14 protein-coding genes and 1 tRNA gene are annotated in these 16,120 nt (G+C 64.7%); 10 read left to right on the forward strand and 5 right to left on the reverse strand.

Annotated elements, in window-relative coordinates:
- The first annotated feature begins 46 nt into the window (after positions 1–46).
- From AUC68_RS12450 to cysN, 5 genes are read left to right on the forward strand one after another with little or no spacing between them, the layout of a single operon-like run.
- Complete coding sequence (locus AUC68_RS12450; protein WP_069437944.1) at positions 47–2,023, forward strand: ABCB family ABC transporter ATP-binding protein/permease; 1,977 nt, start codon at positions 47–49, stop codon at positions 2,021–2,023.
- A gap of 20 nt (positions 2,024–2,043) precedes the next feature.
- The gene (locus tag AUC68_RS12455; RefSeq protein WP_069437945.1) at positions 2,044–2,748 is read left to right on the forward strand and encodes a phosphatidylserine decarboxylase; all 705 of its coding nucleotides are present in this window, start codon (positions 2,044–2,046) and stop codon (positions 2,746–2,748) included.
- Positions 2,749–2,754: 6 nt separating this feature from the next.
- Positions 2,755–3,639, forward strand: coding sequence for a CDP-diacylglycerol--serine O-phosphatidyltransferase (gene pssA / locus AUC68_RS12460; protein WP_069437946.1), 885 nt, complete (start codon positions 2,755–2,757; stop codon positions 3,637–3,639).
- Positions 3,636–4,544: a sulfate adenylyltransferase subunit CysD gene (gene cysD, locus AUC68_RS12465; protein WP_069437947.1), complete on the forward strand. Its 909-nt coding sequence runs from the start codon at positions 3,636–3,638 to the stop codon at positions 4,542–4,544. Before pssA ends, cysD begins: the two co-directional genes overlap by 4 nt.
- On the forward strand, positions 4,544–6,463 hold the full coding sequence (cysN, locus tag AUC68_RS12470; RefSeq protein ID WP_069437948.1) for a sulfate adenylyltransferase subunit CysN: 1,920 nt from the start codon (positions 4,544–4,546) through the stop codon (positions 6,461–6,463). Before cysD ends, cysN begins: the two co-directional genes overlap by 1 nt.
- Here cysN and AUC68_RS12475 read toward each other — a convergent pair.
- Both AUC68_RS12475 and AUC68_RS16840 read right to left on the reverse strand, forming a co-directional pair.
- Positions 6,441–7,049: a hypothetical protein gene (locus AUC68_RS12475; RefSeq protein WP_069437949.1), complete on the reverse strand. Its 609-nt coding sequence runs from the start codon at positions 7,047–7,049 to the stop codon at positions 6,441–6,443. The genes cysN and AUC68_RS12475 overlap by 23 nt on opposite strands.
- Before the next feature lie 265 nt (positions 7,050–7,314).
- A complete protein-coding gene (locus AUC68_RS16840) occupies positions 7,315–8,349 on the reverse strand; it encodes a CFI-box-CTERM domain-containing protein (RefSeq protein WP_069437950.1) in 1,035 nt (344 codons plus the stop codon).
- Between the two features lie 191 nt (positions 8,350–8,540).
- Here AUC68_RS16840 and AUC68_RS12485 point away from each other — a divergent pair, with 191 nt between their 5' ends.
- Together AUC68_RS12485 and AUC68_RS18200 are read left to right on the forward strand one after the other, a co-directional pair.
- Entirely contained in the window at positions 8,541–9,662 is a 1,122-nt protein-coding gene (locus AUC68_RS12485; protein WP_069437951.1) for an OprD family outer membrane porin, read from the forward strand.
- Positions 9,587–9,979, forward strand: coding sequence for an OprD family outer membrane porin (locus tag AUC68_RS18200; protein WP_280138556.1), 393 nt, complete (start codon positions 9,587–9,589; stop codon positions 9,977–9,979). Before AUC68_RS12485 ends, AUC68_RS18200 begins: the two co-directional genes overlap by 76 nt.
- Positions 9,980–10,157: 178 nt before the next feature.
- On the opposite strand, the gene AUC68_RS12495 is transcribed toward AUC68_RS18200, so the two are convergent.
- Both AUC68_RS12495 and AUC68_RS12500 read right to left on the reverse strand, forming a co-directional pair.
- Positions 10,158–10,949, reverse strand: a complete 792-nt coding sequence (locus AUC68_RS12495; protein WP_083240715.1) for a class I SAM-dependent methyltransferase — start codon at positions 10,947–10,949, stop codon at positions 10,158–10,160.
- 141 nt (positions 10,950–11,090) lie between these two features.
- Positions 11,091–11,164 (reverse strand) — tRNA-Gln (locus tag AUC68_RS12500).
- Positions 11,165–11,413: 249 nt separating this feature from the next.
- Here AUC68_RS12500 and AUC68_RS12505 point away from each other — a divergent pair.
- The 3 genes from AUC68_RS12505 to AUC68_RS12515 all read left to right on the forward strand — a co-directional run bounded on the left by AUC68_RS12505 (position 11,414) and on the right by AUC68_RS12515 (position 14,615).
- Positions 11,414–12,049 (forward strand): hypothetical protein, encoded by a 636-nt coding sequence (locus tag AUC68_RS12505; RefSeq protein ID WP_069437954.1) that lies wholly within the window; start codon positions 11,414–11,416, stop codon positions 12,047–12,049.
- A gap of 93 nt (positions 12,050–12,142) precedes the next feature.
- Complete coding sequence (locus tag AUC68_RS12510) at positions 12,143–13,054, forward strand: leucyl/phenylalanyl-tRNA--protein transferase (RefSeq protein ID WP_158008310.1); 912 nt, start codon at positions 12,143–12,145, stop codon at positions 13,052–13,054.
- A 445-nt stretch (positions 13,055–13,499) separates the two neighbouring features.
- Complete coding sequence (locus AUC68_RS12515) at positions 13,500–14,615, forward strand: Ppx/GppA phosphatase family protein (RefSeq protein WP_342027483.1); 1,116 nt, start codon at positions 13,500–13,502, stop codon at positions 14,613–14,615.
- Between the two features lie 71 nt (positions 14,616–14,686).
- Here the strand turns inward: AUC68_RS12515 and AUC68_RS12520 are convergent, their stop codons facing one another.
- The gene (locus tag AUC68_RS12520; RefSeq protein WP_069437956.1) at positions 14,687–16,114 is read right to left on the reverse strand and encodes a DHA2 family efflux MFS transporter permease subunit; all 1,428 of its coding nucleotides are present in this window, start codon (positions 16,112–16,114) and stop codon (positions 14,687–14,689) included.
- Between the last annotated feature and the right edge of the window lie 6 nt (positions 16,115–16,120).

Genomic DNA, 16,120 nt, shown 5'->3' on the forward strand with positions numbered 1-16,120 from the left:
GATTGAACGCGTTGCGCGATAGCGCTCTGAAAGAAAAGCCTTTTTTATGAGAGATCGGCTGCCGCAATCCACCAGCGATGTCCTGCTATCGGCAAGGGCCGGCCAGGCGTCCGTCCTGCGGGAGCTGTTGCCCTATGTCTGGCAGGAGGGGCGGCCGGATCTGCATCGGCGTGTCGTGCTGGCCTTTATCGCGCTGATCCTGGCTAAGGCGGTCACGCTGGCGGTGCCGATCGCCTACAAGAATGCGGTCGACTATCTGACCGGCCAAGGTCCCGCAGGCGCCGAGGCGGGCAGCACGTTTCTCGGCCTCGCACTCGTCCCGATCATGCTCATCGTGGCCTATGGCGTGGGGCGCGTCCTCATGGTGCTGTTTGCCCAGCTCCGGGACATGATCTTCACGGTCGTGACGCAAAATGCCGTGCGTCAGCTCGCGAACCGGACCTTCCGCCATCTGCACAGCCTGTCCCTCAAGTTTCATCTGGAGCGGCGTACGGGCGGGCTGAACCGGGTCATCGAACGCGGCGTCAACGGCGTCGACACGATCCTGCGCATGGCGATCTTGAACATGATCCCGACCGCGGTCGAACTCGTCATGATCGCCGGCCTCGTGGCCTGGTATTTCGGCTGGATCTACGTGGGGGTCCTGTTGGCCATGGTCGTGGCCTATGTCTGGTTCACGTTCTTCGCCACCGAGAAACGCATCGCCATTCGCCGGGACATGAACGAGAGCGATACGGAGGCGAACTCGAAGGCGGTCGACAGCCTGCTCAATTTCGAGACCGTCAAATATTTCGGCAACGAGGACTTGGAGGCGCGGCGCTTCGATGCCTCCATGGCGCGCTACGAGAAGGCGGCGGTTCGCACCTATACGACGCTCGGCTTTCTGAACTCCGGTCAGGCCGTCATCTTCAGCACCGGCATGGTCGTGTGCATGCTGCTGGCCGCGCGCGACGTGTCGCAAGGGGTTCTGACCGTCGGCGACTTCGTGATGATCAACGCCATTCTGATCCAGCTTTTCATGCCGCTGAACTTCATGGGCATGGTCTATCGCGAGATCAAGCAGGGGCTCGTGGATATGGAAACCATGTTCGCGCTGTTGAAGGAGCCGGCCGAGATCGTCGATCGGCCCGGCGCCAAGCCCTTGCGCGTGGACAACGGCGCGATCTCGTTCAAGAACGTCTCCTTCGCCTACGAGCCCGGGCGGCCCATCCTGAAAGACATCTCCTTCGACGTGCCCCCGGGGAAGATGGTGGCGATCGTCGGTCCCTCCGGGGCGGGCAAGTCGACGATCTCGCGCATCCTGTTCCGCTTCTACGACGTGAACCAAGGCACGGTCGCGATCGACGGGCAGAACATCCAGGACGTGACCCAAAGCTCGCTGCGCGCGGCGATCGGCATGGTTCCGCAGGACACGGTGCTGTTCAACGACACGATCGAATACAATATCCGTTACGGGCGCCCGGACGCGACCGAGGCCGAGGTTCACGAGGCGGCGCGCATGGCGCAGATCGACGATTTCATCCTGGCGCTGCCGCTCGGCTACGACTCGCTCGTCGGCGAGCGCGGCCTGAAGCTGTCCGGCGGCGAGAAGCAGCGCGTGGCGATCGCCCGGACCATCCTGAAATCGCCGCCGATCCTGATGCTGGACGAGGCGACGTCCGCGCTCGACAGCCACACCGAAAAAGAGATTCAGGACGCGCTCGAGCAGGTGGCCCGCGACCGTACGAGTCTCGTCATCGCCCACCGGCTGTCGACCGTCGTCCATGCAGACAACATCATCGTGCTCGAACAGGGCCGCATCGTGGAGCAGGGGCGGCACGCGGAGCTTCTGGCGCGGGACGGGCTCTATGCCAGCCTGTGGGCGCGTCAGCGCGAGGCCGACGAGGCCCGCGAGATTTTGGCGCACGCCCAGGAGGCCGAAGAGGTGGATGATAAGGGCGCCGGGCGCCGGGGTGCGGACGCGCCGGCGTCGTCCATGGCCGACGATTGGCTCGATGAGGACGAAGTGTTGGCGTCAAGCTGACGATCGAAACGGGGAAACGTATGGACGACCGGCATAACCTGCTTGATACGATCGCGAACGCGTTCGTGCCGATTCATCCGGACGGCTACAAATTCGTGGCCATCGGTGCGATCGCGACGCTGTTCCTTTTTCTGTTCGCGCCGACGTTGGGCTGGCTGTGTGCGCTCGGCACCGTGTTCTGCGCCTATTTCTTCCGCGATCCCGAACGGGTGACGCCAGACCGGCCGGGCCTCGTCGTGAGCGCGGCCGACGGCAAGGTCTCCGCCGTGGTCGAAGACGCCATGGCGCCGCGCGAGCTGGCGCTGGGGACGGCCACGCTGACGCGCATCTCCGTCTTCCTGTCGGTCTTCGACGTGCACATCGTGCGCGCGCCCGTCGGCGGAAAGATCATCCATAGCGCCTACGTCCATGGGGCCTTCCTCAACGCCGAGCTCGACAAGGCGAGCGAGGAGAACGAGCGGCAGGCCTTCGTCATCGAGACCAAGTCCGGCGTGAAGATCGGCGTCGTGCTGATCGCGGGGCTCGTGGCCCGGCGGATCGTGCCCTTCGTGGGCGACGGCGACAGCCTCGAGGCCGGGCAGCGCATGGGCCTGATCCGCTTCGGCAGCCGCGTCGACCTGTACCTGCCGCCGGACACCGATACCTTGGCCGAGATCGGCCAGACGGCCATTGCCGGCGAAACCGTGCTCGCCCATCTTGCGGGCGAGGCGAAGGGGAGGGCCTGACAACAGATGTTTCCGCCCTTCGATCCGGAACGGGACGACAAGAAGCTGCGGCAACGGCTTCTCGTGCGCGGCGAGGTTCCCATCCGCGTTCTCATTCCGAATATCTTTACGCTCGTCGGGCTGTGCGCGGGGCTGACCGCGATCCGTATGGGGATCGAGCATCGCTGGGACATGGCGGTGGCGGCGCTCGTGTTCGCGGCTTTTCTGGACGGGATCGACGGCCATGTGGCGCGGCTGTTGAAGGCCTCGACGCGCTTCGGCGCGGAACTGGACAGCCTCGCCGACTTCGTGAATTTCGGCGTGGCGCCGGCCATCATCCTGTTCGCGTGGTCGCTTGAAGACCTGCGCAGCTTGGGCTGGATCGCCGTCCTTGTCTTCGCGGTCTGTTCGGCCTTGCGCCTCGCGCGTTTCAATGTCTCGCTCAATCAGACCGACCAGCCGGTCTGGAAGAAATCCTTCTTCGTGGGCGTGCCGGCCCCGGCGGGCGCCATCATCGTTCTCCTGCCGATCTATGCCCAGGATCTCGGGATTCATTGGCCGAGCCTCACGCCGCTCGTGCTGCTCTATACGATCGCCGTGGCGCTGCTGATGGTCTCGAACGTGCCCACCTTCTCCATCAAGATGCTCGGACAGCGGATTCACCGCGAGTACGTGCCCCCGCTTTTTGTCCTGGCGGCCCTTTTCATTGCCTTGCTTTTGACCTATCCAGCTCACACCCTGTTCGTGGGGTCCTTGGTCTATTTGGCTCTGATGCCCGTCAGCGCATACCGCTATGTCCTTGCAAAACGGAAGGCAGACGCTTACGCCAAATCCCACAACGGCGCGGGTGCCGAAGCCGATACGGGCTCGGACAACGAGTCTGAAACGACACGTATGAGTACGGATTTATGAAGCAGGTTCTTTCGTCTTATCTCCGCCAGCTCGAGGCGGAAAGCATCTACATCATGCGCGAGGTTGCCGCGGAGTTCCGCAATCCGGTGATGCTCTATTCCATCGGCAAGGACTCCGCCGTCTTGCTGCATCTCGCCATGAAAGCGTTCTACCCCGGAAAGCCGCCATTCCCGCTGCTCCATGTCGACACGACCTGGAAGTTCAAGGAGATGATCACGTTCCGGGATGCGGAGGCCGAGCGCCTCGGGATCGATCTCACGGTCCACATCAACGAGGAAGGCGTCCGGAACGGCATCTCGCCCATCTCGCACGGAAGCGCTCTGCATACGGATATTATGAAGACCGAAGCCTTGAAGCAGGCCTTCGCCAAGTTCGGCTTCGACGCGGCCTTCGGCGGCGCGCGCCGCGACGAGGAGAAGTCGCGCGCGAAGGAGCGCGTGTTCTCGTTCCGCAACGCATCGCATAATTGGGATCCGAAGCGTCAGCGGCCGGAGCTTTGGCATCTGGCCAACACCAAGGTGAATCCCGGCGAGAGCATGCGGGTGTTCCCCCTGTCGAATTGGACCGAGCTCGACGTGTGGACCTATATCTATCTGGAAGACATTCCGGTGGTCCCACTCTACTTCGCGAAGGAACGCCCCGTGGTCGAGCGCGACGGCACGCTGATCATGGTGGACGACGACCGTCTGCCCATCGAGGAGGGCGAGGTGCCGCAGATGCGCAAGGTGCGCTTCCGCACGCTGGGCTGCTATCCGCTCACCGGCGCCATCGAATCCAATGCCACGACGTTGCCCGAGATCATCGAAGAGTTGATCGCTTCCCGCCATTCGGAGCGGCAAGGGCGCGTCATCGACCACGACCAGGTCGGGTCGATGGAGAAGAAGAAGCAAGAGGGGTACTTCTAATGGCACGTCTCAGTGTTGTTGGGGGCACGAACGACAGTGCCAGCGATCGTCTCGCCGCCCGCCTCGTCGCCGAGGAGGATCGCGGGCTGCTGCGGTTTCTGACCTGCGGCAGCGTGGACGACGGCAAGAGCACGTTGATCGGCCGGCTCTTGTACGATTCCCAGCTCGTCTTCGAGGACCAGCTGAAGAACGTCCAACGGGAATCCAAACGTCCCAATTCCACCTTGGGGGCGGAGATCGATCTATCGCTGCTTGTTGACGGCCTTCAGGCCGAGCGCGAGCAGGGCATTACGATCGATGTGGCGTATCGTTATTTCTCGACGCCCCGGCGAAAGTTCATCGTTGCAGATACGCCCGGCCATGTTCAGTACACGCGCAATATGGCGACGGGCGCGTCCAACTGCGATTTCGGCGTTCTGCTGATCGATGCGCGCCAGGGCGTGCTGACCCAGACGCGGCGGCATGCGTGCATCCTGTCGCTGCTCGGTATCAAGAAGGTCGCGCTGGCCATCAACAAGATGGATCTGATCGACTTCGATCAGGAGATCTACGATGCGATCGTCGACGATTTTGTCTCCTTCGCCGAGCCCTTGGGCTTTGAGTCCATCGAGCCCATCCCGGTTTCGGCGCTGAAGGGCGACAACGTCACGACGCCCAGCGCCCATATGCATTGGTATCACGGGCCGACCCTGCTCGGGCATTTGGAAACGGTCGAGGTCGGACATGACCGGGATTTGGGTCCGTTCCGCTTCCCCGTGCAATGGGTGAACCGGCCGCATCTGGACTTCCGCGGCGTGTCGGGGACCGTCGCGGGCGGACAGATCAAGCCTGGAGACGAGGTTGTCATTCACCCGTCCGGCAAGCGTGTGCATGTGGCGCGGATCGTGACGGCCGACGGCGACCTCGACGTCGCGCGCGAAGGCGACGCGGTGACTCTGACCTTCGCCGAGGAAGTCGACGCGAGCCGCGGCGACGTAATCACGACGCCCGACAACGAGCCGTCCGTGGCCGATCAGCTCGCGGCCAAGATCATCTGGTTCGACGAAGAGGCCATGTTGCCCGGCCGCACCTATACGATCCGGTGTGGAACGCAGACCTCGACGGCGACGGTCTCGACGCTCAAGTACAAGCTCAACGTGGACAATCTGGACCACGTCGCGGGCAAGACCTTGGAGATGAACGAGGTGGGGCTGTGCAATCTCAGCATGACCCGGCCGGTCGTCTTCGACCCTTACGGCGACAATCCCGAGACGGGCAGCTTCATCCTGGTCGATCGTTTCACCAATGCGACCGTGGCGGCCGGCATGGTCGAATTCGGCCTGCGCCGCGCGACGAACGTCAAGTGGCAGGAACTGTCCGTCGACAAGACTTCCCGTGCGAGCCTCAAGGGTCAAAGGCCTTGCGTGCTGTGGTTCACGGGCCTTTCAGGCTCCGGCAAGTCGACCATCGCCAATGCCCTGGAGAAGCGTCTGCATGCGCTCGGCCGTCACACCTACATGCTGGACGGCGACAATATCCGGCACGGGCTGAACAAGGACCTCGGTTTCACGGACGCGGATCGAGTGGAGAATATCCGGCGCGTGGCGGAAGCGGCACGGCTGTTCGTGGATGCGGGTCTCATCGTCATGGTGTCGTTCATCTCGCCGTTCCGGTCGGAGCGCCGCATGGCGCGCGAGATGGTCGGCGACGGCGAATTCATCGAGATCTATGTCGATACGCCGCTCGAGATCTGCGAGGCGCGCGATCCCAAGGGGCTGTACCGCAAGGCGCGCCGCGGCCTGATCAAGAACTTCACCGGTATCGACTCGAGCTATGAGCAACCGGAGTCTCCGGAGCTCGACTTGAACACGAGCGACTTGGCGCCGGAGACCCTTGCCGAACGCGTGCTGGAAGAGCTCAGGCGCCGGAACGTGGTGTAGCGGCGACGTCGCGTGCGGGGGCGGCGTCGCGTCCCACGCTCTCGTGGACCGTCGCCCCGTCCGTCGCCGCTGCCACGAACAGCAGGGCGATGGCCAGGAAGGTCAGCGTCACAGCGGCGGTGATCGAACCGGCCACGATCAGGCCCGCCCGGCGCTGGCGTTCCTTGAAATCCCGAATCAGGCCTCGAAGCTGCCTTTCGGCCCCATTGTCCGGTGCCGTATCTTTGCCGCCGCCGTGCGGATCGGTACCCGGCAGACCGTTATGAGGGCCGTCCTGGCCACGAGGGCTCTCCTGGCCGGGGCCTTCCGTTCCGGTGCCCGGTGTCCCGAGATAGGCCCCGACAAAGGCGAGATTGCTGGGCGGGGAAACGAAGTCCGCCATCTCGTAAGCCTCCACGAAGACCTCGGCGGAGGGCGGCGAGGACAGGCGATGAATGCCGCGAACCTCGCCGAATTCCTGGGTGAAGGTGGCGCGCCTCGACCCATGGAGGGCTTTCCGGAGCAGGGCCGTTGCACGATGCACGGGATGGGTGGTCAGCGCCGCGCGAGACGATCCTGTCGACATTGGCAGGGTGAATTCGGTCATTGAAGAAGCTCCCTCTCTTGACGCCCCAGGCCCAAGGCCGACAAGCGTCCGAAACCCCCGTTCCCCGAACCGTCAAAGCCAATACGCGCGGCAGCCAAGGCCTCTTCATGGTGTCGCGCGCGGGCTGGCTGACAGCCGTTGAAGACCCCGCCGCGGCTCTCCCGGTAGACGGCGCTCCAAAGACCAAATGCGCGAACGGGGCCATGGGTTCCCGAGACTGAAACGGGTGTTCGATTTTCGTGCGCTGGTTGTTCGGCGGGCGCGGCTACGCCCTGAAGGACGGCCCGCAAGACGCGTGCGACAGGGCCGTCAGCATCCGCCGGTAGAGGCGGTAGGCGAGCCTGTCGAGGCCGAAGCGCGCCGCGAGCGCCGCAGGCAGGACGTAACGGGCATAGATGCCGAGCAGGACCCTGTCGGGGTCCGTAGCGTTGGCCCGGAGGCGTGCCAGGAGAGCGGGCGCGAGCTCATAATAGCGTGCGATTTCGGCGCCGCCTCCCGGGCGCTTGGCGAGAACCTGATCGCGATAGCGGCGCAGGGTCCTGAGCTCGAAACAGTCGTCGCCGAGACCGAGAACCTCGCAGCAGGCGGTCGTGATGAAGCAGCTCTCGGCGGAAACGCACTGTTTGTTGTCTCTCTCGGTGGCGAGCGCGTCCCGCCGCGCCGTGGCCCAATCCAGGGCTTGCCGCATGGTGGCGCAATCGAGGGTGAAGCGGCACTCGTCGTCAGCGCCGGCGAAGTGCAGCACAAGGTCCATGCTGTCCTCGTCGCGGAGCAGGGGCGCCGTTGCCAGCGGCAGCACGATCCCGACCGTGTTGTCGTAAATGTCCGTGCAGTTGCCGCAGAGCGGCGTGTTCACGGCGGTCGCGCCGCCGTACGCTGTGGCCATGAACCGGCTCTCGGGGTTGCGCAGGAGCGCGTCCGGCAAGGGCGTGCCTTCGGCGCTGCCTTCGACAAAAATCCGCGCGGCGAAGTCGGATCCGACCTCGATGCTGAGCAACAGATCGCAGGTCCGCGGATCGACGGCCGGGACTTCGTTCTGGATCACGCCGGCGCTGATGTCGCTCGCCTGCGCGGTCCACCGGCCGAAGTCCTTGGTATCGTAGCAGTCCGGCTCGGACGGAGACTCCTCGTTCGGGCTGTCGTCCTCCGGCGCGTCGTCGTCCGGCCCGTCGTCCTTCGGCGCGTCATCTTCCGGCGCGTCGTCCTGCGCCAGGGCGGGCAGCGGCGAGGCGAACAAGCGGGCGCCGGCGATGGTGCCGATGAGAAGGCCGAGCGCGCGGCGGCGGGTCTGTTTGAGCATGCGGCAATCTTCTGGAGACATTGGCGAAATCGATGGCGCTACCCTAGCAAAGCGCGGGATCGAACGGGAGTTTTCGAACCGGAACGGGGGTGGCAGACCATCCTCTCAAGATGGCTTTATGGAGGCCCGGAAGGCGCACCGTACGGTAGAGTGCCTGGTGTGATGGGCGAGAATCAGAAGCGGGCAAGCCAATGATACGGCATCTTCCGGGCCGGGCCGTTGCAGGTCTCGTCCTGTCCGCGTCGGCGCTTCTTCTCCTCGCCCAACCGCCGCGGGCGTGGGCGCAAGGCGCGCACGACTATCCAGTCCCCTCGTCGGCCAGCGAAGCCTTCAGCCCGATCCGCGAAGGGTTCACCGTTCCGCTCCATCCGCGGGACGATCTGCGGGGGCCTGTGCCGATCGACGATTGGCGCGAGGACCGGCTCGAGGCTGCGCGGCAGACGCGCTGGTCGAACCTGCCGGCCTTCTTCCGGGACGCCGCCGTGCGCCTCGACAGCCGGACCTATTGGTTCGACGAGGACGATTTCGGCTACGACGAGCCGAAGGCCTTCACGACCGGCGGCTCGCTGTCCTTCGAGTCCGGCTATCTCGCCGACTTCTTTCAATTGCGGAGCGTTCTGTATACGACCCAGCCGCTCTATGCGAATGCGGACGCAGGGCAGTCGCTGAACCTGACGTGGGACGGCGATCAGATCACGACGCTTGGCCAGCTCAGCGGGCGCCTGCTGTTTGCCGGCCAGCAGGTCACGGTGGGACGCCAGCTCGTGCGGACGCCCTATATCAACCCCTACGATTCGCGGATGATTCCGATCACGTACGAAGGCGTCGTGCTGGTGCCCGAGCACCAGGGGCCAGACGAGACGATCGACTATATCGGCGCCTATCTCTCACGCTACAAGCCACGCGAGCAGGCCGGCTTCGAGCCCTTGAGCCATGGGCTTGGAGTGTCGCAGGACGAAGGCGTTCTCATCACCGGTGCGAGCTACCACCGGAACGGCTTCAACATCGGCGCCTCCAATTACTGGATCAAGGACACGCTCAACACGGCCTATGGCGAGATCGACTACCTGCTGCCGTTTGGGACAGCCGGCGACGACGGTCCGCAGCTGCGCATCGGCGCCAATATCCAGGATCAGCGCACGGTTGGCGCGGAGCTGATCGCGGGCGCGCCCTACGAGACCATCAGGCGTCCGCGCGCCTCGCCGCCAGCTATCAAGGCTTCGTGTTCGAGGGCTCCGTGTCGAAGGTCGGCGAGGAGGCGAGCATTCAGAAGCCGTTCGGGTTCAGTCCGTCCTACACGGCGACGATGGTGACCAGCTTCCAGCAGGCCGGCGTCGAGGCCTATCTCGTGTCCCTGACCTACGATTTCGCAAAACTCGGGCTGGAGGGCGTCAAGTTCAGGGCCGCCTGGGGCCAGGGCTGGGGCCGCAACGATCCCGTCACAAACGGAGATTTTGCGAACCAGGAGGAGTTGGATCTCCGGTTCGTCTACGCGCCGCCCCGTGGGCCTCTGCAGGGCCTGCGGGTCGAAGTGGAATATATCGACTGGACCGTCTACGACGACGCCCTGCCGAGCGAGGACCTGACCCAGTTCCGGACGATCGTGAACTACAGCGTGCCGTTGCTGTGAGTCTTGCGCGCGCGCGTGTTCTGCGCAGCGCACGAGCACGACGGGCCGTTTGCAGGAATCGATCGTTCCGGCGGCGGTCGATCCGACCGCGCGCGTTCGGGTCGATCACGTCGATCAGAGAGTCCCGCACGAAAAGACGCTGCCCTTCCTCCAAGGGCCGGCCCGACTGTTCAAGCCATCAAGCCCTTGGCAAGACCACGCCGACATATTTGCCGTCATGTCCAAAGACGCGGGCGCGGTCGGCAAGCCCTTCGCGTGCGATGTAGTCCCGGAAATGGAAATTGTCCTGAATGTCGTCGAACACGATCACGACGTCCGGGGCAAACTTGCCTTGCGCCTGTCGCAGCACGCGCTCTCTGGCCTCATAGGTCTTGTCGCTGTCGTAGTGGAAGAGGTCTATGCGATTCACCTGACCGAGGATCTCCGGCACATTCTTCCGGTCGCCCTTTAGAAGCATCGTCCACCGCGTGCGCAGCTCCGGCTCCACGAGGTGGCCGGAAAAACGCTCCGGGTTCGGCAGGCGGAAATAGGGCAGTTCACTCGACCACAAGTGTCCACCGTTGTTGTGGTGCATCGCCGTCAGGATCGCCCGGCTTGAAAAGCCTGAGGCGACACCCGTCTCGAAAGCGACCTGCGGCTGGTAGTAGCGGACCAGGAAGTAGAGCAGGGCATGGTGACCGCCGCCGCCAAGCGTGATCCCTTGATCGGCAAGGGCGCGCAGTTTTCCATCGGCGGTTGCGGTGGCCTCCGCGTCATAGGCCGTCGCCTGGTTCCAAAGGTCGCTGTCAAGGGCACGGGCAAAGGCCTCGTCGCTCTCCACGTTCGACGCCGCCCATTCGTTCGCCATGGGCTTCGTGTCGGTGCTGACGATCTTGAGTCCCTTTTGATAGATCTTGAACAGGCCCTGCGACACCATGGATGGGCGTGTAAGGTTAACCAGAGTATTCGTGATGCTTTGAATATTCACCATGGCGTTTTTCTCCTGAATCCTGGGCGTTACTCTACGATACGGCGGCGTTCCGGAACAGACACTTCACTAGTCATGGTGAAGGTGTTCACGAAAGGCGCGCACGGGTTGCACGAACAAATAGATTGGAGAAATGAAATCAGGTGGCTGGGAGACTAGGATTCGAACCTAGATTGACGGAGTCAGAGTCCGCTGTCCTACCATTAGACGATCTCCCACCAGCCGTGGTGGGTGCAGGCCGTGTTCGGCCGCCTCCTGATCCGAAGCACGGATTTGGGCGTTTCTTCTAGTCGCTGGGGCGCCCGCTTGGCAAGACCAACTGTGTGATAAGTCCGTCCGCGCGGCAAACCCGGCTCCACAGGTGATGTTCGCGACAGGCGATGTTCGCGCCGTGACAGGCTATCCAGGGTGCCGAAATAGGGCTCCCGGTAACACATTGTCCAGAAACTGGGCCTATCCTGCCGCGTATGAGCCAGATTTCACCATCCGCCAACCGGATTTCTGCGGCGCTTCGCGCGCTCCGGCAGGTCTATGAGGACAGTGCCGCCGACAAATCGGTTCTCGGACTGAAATGCCTGCAGGCGGTGATGGCCGAGCTCGCGGCGGATGGCGTACCGGCCGACGATCTGAAGCCGCTCGCCGAGCTCGAAGCGCTGATCGGCGCGTCGACGGCCGCGCCCGCGTCCGTTTCGGCCGGCGCACCGGAGCCGGCGCCGGGTTTGGACGGCCGCCAGCGCGATCGCCGGCGCAGGGCCGCGCCAAGTCAGACCCTTCTTGCCCGGTCCGCCGTCTTGATCGACCTTCTCGTGAAGGACGGGCAAGGCGAGGAGCGGGCGGCGCAGACGGTGATGCGGCACCTGCTCTTGGCGGGCGTGCCGGCACCGGAGAGAGGCGGCGATTCCCGCGGATGGCGCCGGCTGCTCGAGTTTCGCAACACGCTGCATCAGGGCCGCGGCCCGGAAGAGGCCCGCGTGAGTACGAGGCGTTCGGTCGGGAAGTGGATGAGATCCCCGCGGCAACGCGTGTCGACGCCGTGCTCACCGAACGGCTTTGGGACCGCCGTCGTCAGGCCAGACGTCACGCCGGCTGACCGGTACGATTAACGCTGTTCCGTATGCGGAGCAGGTGCGATGGATATCCCCTGTTAAGGTTGTCTTAGGCATGAGCGTCCAGGGACGGCCGCGAGGGACATGGGTTTGATCGAGCAACCGGCGAGTTTGGAGGCGCAATCGGTGTCTCCCCGCAAGGCGCCCGCGAAGGGTCCGAACGCGGAGCGGCGTGCCGCGCTCTTCCGGGAAACACCCTTGGCCGTTGTCCGGCGCTGGTTTGTCGGCACCGCCTGGGCGTTGCGTCCGAAGCGGATCGCGATGCTTCTGCCGGTCGCGCGGGTGACCTTTGCCCATCTCCTCAATCCAAGCCGTGCGCTGCCTGATACGGCCGCTCTCGCGCCGGATGCGGAGATCGCCGGTCTCATCACGGATCTTTCGCCGGCAACGCTCATGGACGCATATGCGCGCGGGCTCTTTCCACACGGGCATATCCGTCCGCTGAAATGGGTCTGCCCGCCGACCCGGGCGGTGGTGCGGCCCGCCGACTTTCACATCTCGAGCCGGCTGCGCGGCCTCATGCGGCAGGGCTGTTACCGCGTGACCTTCGACACCGATTTCGAGGGTGTGATCGTGGGCTGCGCCGCCCCGCGCAGGCGCTGGCTCAATCTCACCTGGATCACGCCATACATCATGGCCGCCTATGGGAGGCTGTTCGACGAAGGCCATGTCCATTCCTTCGAGGTTTGGAACAGGGACGGCGAGCTGGTCGGCGGCGGCTATGGCGTGGCGGTGGGCCGGGTGTTCGTGATCGAGTCCCAGTTCTATCGGGAGTCCAACGCGTCGAAAATCGGCTTCGCGGTCCTTGCCTGGCATCTGGCGAAATGGGGCTTCGTCCTTGTGGACAACAAATGGCTGACGCCTGCCACGGCACACGCGGGCTTCCGGGAAATTCCCCGCAGCGCGTATCTTGGGCAGTTGCCGGAGCATTGGGGCGAGCCGGTGCATCCCGGGCGGTGGCAGACCGAAGCCGATATCAAGACCGTCGCCGGCTCGAGGTGATTCCGGGACGCCTGGACCGCGATAACCCCGAACGGGCACGCACCGGCGGCCGGCCCTGTCTGTCCGGCGTGGCTGCCTGGGGTTTACCTGCCCGAACAGGTTGCTAGATTAGTCACATAGGACCAACACCGCAGCCTTCGGAGCGGGCGAGAAAGCGCCCGACGAAGGGCTCGAAAGGTTGAACATTGTGACTGGGCCGAGCGGAAATTCCCGCACGGCTGCCGGGAATCCGCGCCGCGAGGAGCCGGCGCGTGGTCCCGATCTTCCGCGTGACGCCGGCGCGCTGCCTTGCGCCACTGCCATGCGGAGCGATGCCGGCGAGTGCGGCGCCATGAGCACCGCGGCGCCAGGGATGTCCGTTGATGCGGGCCTTCCGGCTGCGAGCCCTGCCGGGGCAGCCAGCGATTTGGGCAAAGCCGTGCGCGACGCGGGTGCACCGTCACGCGTGAGTCAGACCGTTTACGGCGCGCTCGACCTTGGAACCAACAATTGCCGTTTGCTCGTGGCCAAGCCGTCGCGGCGCGGCTTCGTGGTGGTCGATGCGTTTTCCAGGATCATTCGGCTGGGCGAGGGCGTCCAGGCGACGGGCCAGCTCTCCGAAAGCGCTCAGAAGCGAACCATTGCGGCGCTTCGAGTCTGCGCGGACAAGATGCGCCGCCGCGGCGTCGCCCGTTCGCGCCTGATCGCCACCGAGGCCTGCCGGATCGCCACCAATGGTGCGTCCTTTATCGACCGCGTCGAGAATGAAACGGGCCTCGTGCTGGAGATCGTCGGCCGCGAGACCGAGGCCAAGCTTGCGGTCTCGGGCTGCGCCTCTCTGCTGGACAGTACCTGCGATTGGGCGCTGGTGTTCGACATTGGCGGCGGGAGCTCGGAACTGATCTGGCTCGATCTCCGTCGGATCGGCACGGACTGGAAGCGTTCGCTCCAGAGCCGCGCCAGCATTCAGGATGCCATCGCGGCGTGGACGTCCTTGCCGCTCGGTGTCGTGAACCTCGCCGAGCGCCACGGCGGGCGCGACGTCACGATCGAGAACTACGAGGCCATGGTCGAGGACGTGGCGATCGCGCTGGACGGCTTCGAATCCCAATACCGGTTCGGCGAACGGGTGGCGCCCGAGCGGGCGCATTTCCTCGGCACCTCCGGGACGGTCACGACCATTTCCGGCATCCATCTGGGGCTGTCCCGTTACGATCGCGCGCGGGTCGACGGCTGTTGGCTCAAATCCACCGATGTACGCCGGGTCTCGAGCAGCCTCATCGGCATGAGCTATGCCGAGCGTATCGCCCAGCCCTGTATCGGACAGGAGCGCGCCGATCTCGTATTGGCCGGGTGTGCCATTCTCGAGGCGTTGCTCAGGACCTGGCCGTGTCAGCGCCTGCGCGTGGCCGACAGGGGCTTGCGCGAAGGGATTCTCACGACCCTCATGGCCGAGGATGGGCACGACCGAAAGACCCCGCGCCGCCGGCGCCGGAGAGGGCGGGGCGGCGGCAGGGCCTCGGCCGGCAATCCTGCGAACGACACGTCGCCCAACGGCAAGCGGTCGGCTTTCGAAGGCTGAGCGGCCTTCGGATGTCCGCCGCGCGACGGAGTCGGTCGTCCGAAACGGCGGGGACGTCGCCGATCGCCGCTCTAGTCCTCGGGCACCAGATCGCGCTGTCGCTCCGGCTCGCCCAAGGCGTGGGCTTTTCGGGAGAGGCTTGACCCCGCGTCTTTCGGCAAGCGCAGGAAGATCAGCGCCGAACTCGCGGCGAAGGCGCCGACGATCAGGAAGGCGAGGTGGAAATCGCTCGCCAGAACCTCGTGACCGGCGCGGCCCATACGCTGGAGTTCGAGCACCAGCGCGCCGACCGCAACGCCTGCCGACATGGAGAGCTGCTGCGAGACGCTGGCGAAGCTCGTCGCCTTGCTCATCTCGTGCTCGCCGATATCCGCATAGGCGATCGTGTTGATCGCGGTGAATTCGAGCGAGCGGAAGAAGCCTCCCACGAGGAGTGTGGCCAGGATCAGCGCGTGCGGGGTCGCGGCCGTGAACAGGGCGCAGACGGCGATGAAGCCGGCCGTGATGAGCGCGTTCCATATGAGTACGGGCCTGTATCCGAACCGCCGGAGGATCGGGGCCGCTGTGGTCTTCATCGCCACGGCGCCGACGGCGATGGAGAAGGTGAGCAGCCCCGATTGCAGCGGGGTCATGCCGAATCCGAGTTGGAAATAGAGCGGCAACAGGAAGGGCGTCGCGCCGACGCCGATCCGGAACAGGAACCCGCCGGCGATATTGGCGAAGAACGTATCGATCTTCAGCAGGCGCAGGTCGAGCAGGGGGGCGGGAATAGCGAAGGCATGACGCACGTAGAGCGCACAAGACGCGGCGCCCACCGCGAGGAGCCCGGCCACGACCCAGGGCGGAAACAGAGGCTGGCCGATAATGGTGAAGCCGAAGGCGAGGCCCGCGAGCCCGATGCCGGACAGGAAGAAGCCCTTGAGGTCGAGCGGCGGGACGGTGTCCTCGCGGAAGTTCTCGATGAAGCGGGTGGCGAGATAGACGCCGAGAATCCCGACCGGAATGTTGATCCAGAAGATCCAGCGCCAGGAAAACACCGTGGTGATGAACCCGCCGAGCGGCGGACCGATGACCGGCCCCATCAGCGCGGGCACGGTGAGCCAGGCCAGCGCCGAGATCAGCTCTGCCTTCGGGACGGAGCGCAGGATCACCAGCCGCCCGACCGGCACCATCATGGCCCCGCCCATGCCTTGCACGATGCGGAACAGGATGAAGTCCAGGAGCGAGGTGGCGAAACCGCAGGCGGCCGAGCCCAGCGTGAAGACGACAATGGCGGCACGGAACACGGTTCTGGCACCGAAGCGGTCGGCCATCCAGCCGCTGATTGGTATAAAGACCGCCAGCGACAGCAGGTAGGATGTCAGCGCCAGCTTCAGCGCGATGGGGTCTTCACCCAGATCGGCCGCGATCGCGGGCAGCGACGTGGCGATGATGGTCGAGTCCATGGTCTCCATGAACAGGGCGACCGCGACGATCAGGGTAATGAAGTAGCGGGGCATGAGGCA

This window comes from Methyloceanibacter methanicus, assembly GCF_001723285.1.
In the GTDB taxonomy this organism is placed as follows: domain Bacteria; phylum Pseudomonadota; class Alphaproteobacteria; order Rhizobiales; family Methyloligellaceae; genus Methyloceanibacter; species Methyloceanibacter methanicus.

Coding starts and splice junctions, on each gene's coding strand:
- AUC68_RS12455 (WP_069437945.1), top strand. CDS start 2,044: ATGGACGACCGGCATAACCTGCTTGATACGATCGCGAACGCGTTCGTG.
- cysD (WP_069437947.1), top strand. CDS start 3,636: ATGAAGCAGGTTCTTTCGTCTTATCTCCGCCAGCTCGAGGCGGAAAGC.
- AUC68_RS16840 (WP_069437950.1), bottom strand. CDS start 8,349: ATGCTCAAACAGACCCGCCGCCGCGCGCTCGGCCTTCTCATCGGCACC.
- AUC68_RS12475 (WP_069437949.1), bottom strand. CDS start 7,049: ATGACCGAATTCACCCTGCCAATGTCGACAGGATCGTCTCGCGCGGCG.
- pssA (WP_069437946.1), top strand. CDS start 2,755: ATGTTTCCGCCCTTCGATCCGGAACGGGACGACAAGAAGCTGCGGCAA.
- AUC68_RS12450 (WP_069437944.1), top strand. CDS start 47: ATGAGAGATCGGCTGCCGCAATCCACCAGCGATGTCCTGCTATCGGCA.
- AUC68_RS12485 (WP_069437951.1), top strand. CDS start 8,541: ATGATACGGCATCTTCCGGGCCGGGCCGTTGCAGGTCTCGTCCTGTCC.
- AUC68_RS12505 (WP_069437954.1), top strand. CDS start 11,414: ATGAGCCAGATTTCACCATCCGCCAACCGGATTTCTGCGGCGCTTCGC.
- AUC68_RS12520 (WP_069437956.1), bottom strand. CDS start 16,114: ATGCCCCGCTACTTCATTACCCTGATCGTCGCGGTCGCCCTGTTCATG.
- AUC68_RS12495 (WP_083240715.1), bottom strand. CDS start 10,949: ATGGTGAATATTCAAAGCATCACGAATACTCTGGTTAACCTTACACGC.
- cysN (WP_069437948.1), top strand. CDS start 4,544: ATGGCACGTCTCAGTGTTGTTGGGGGCACGAACGACAGTGCCAGCGAT.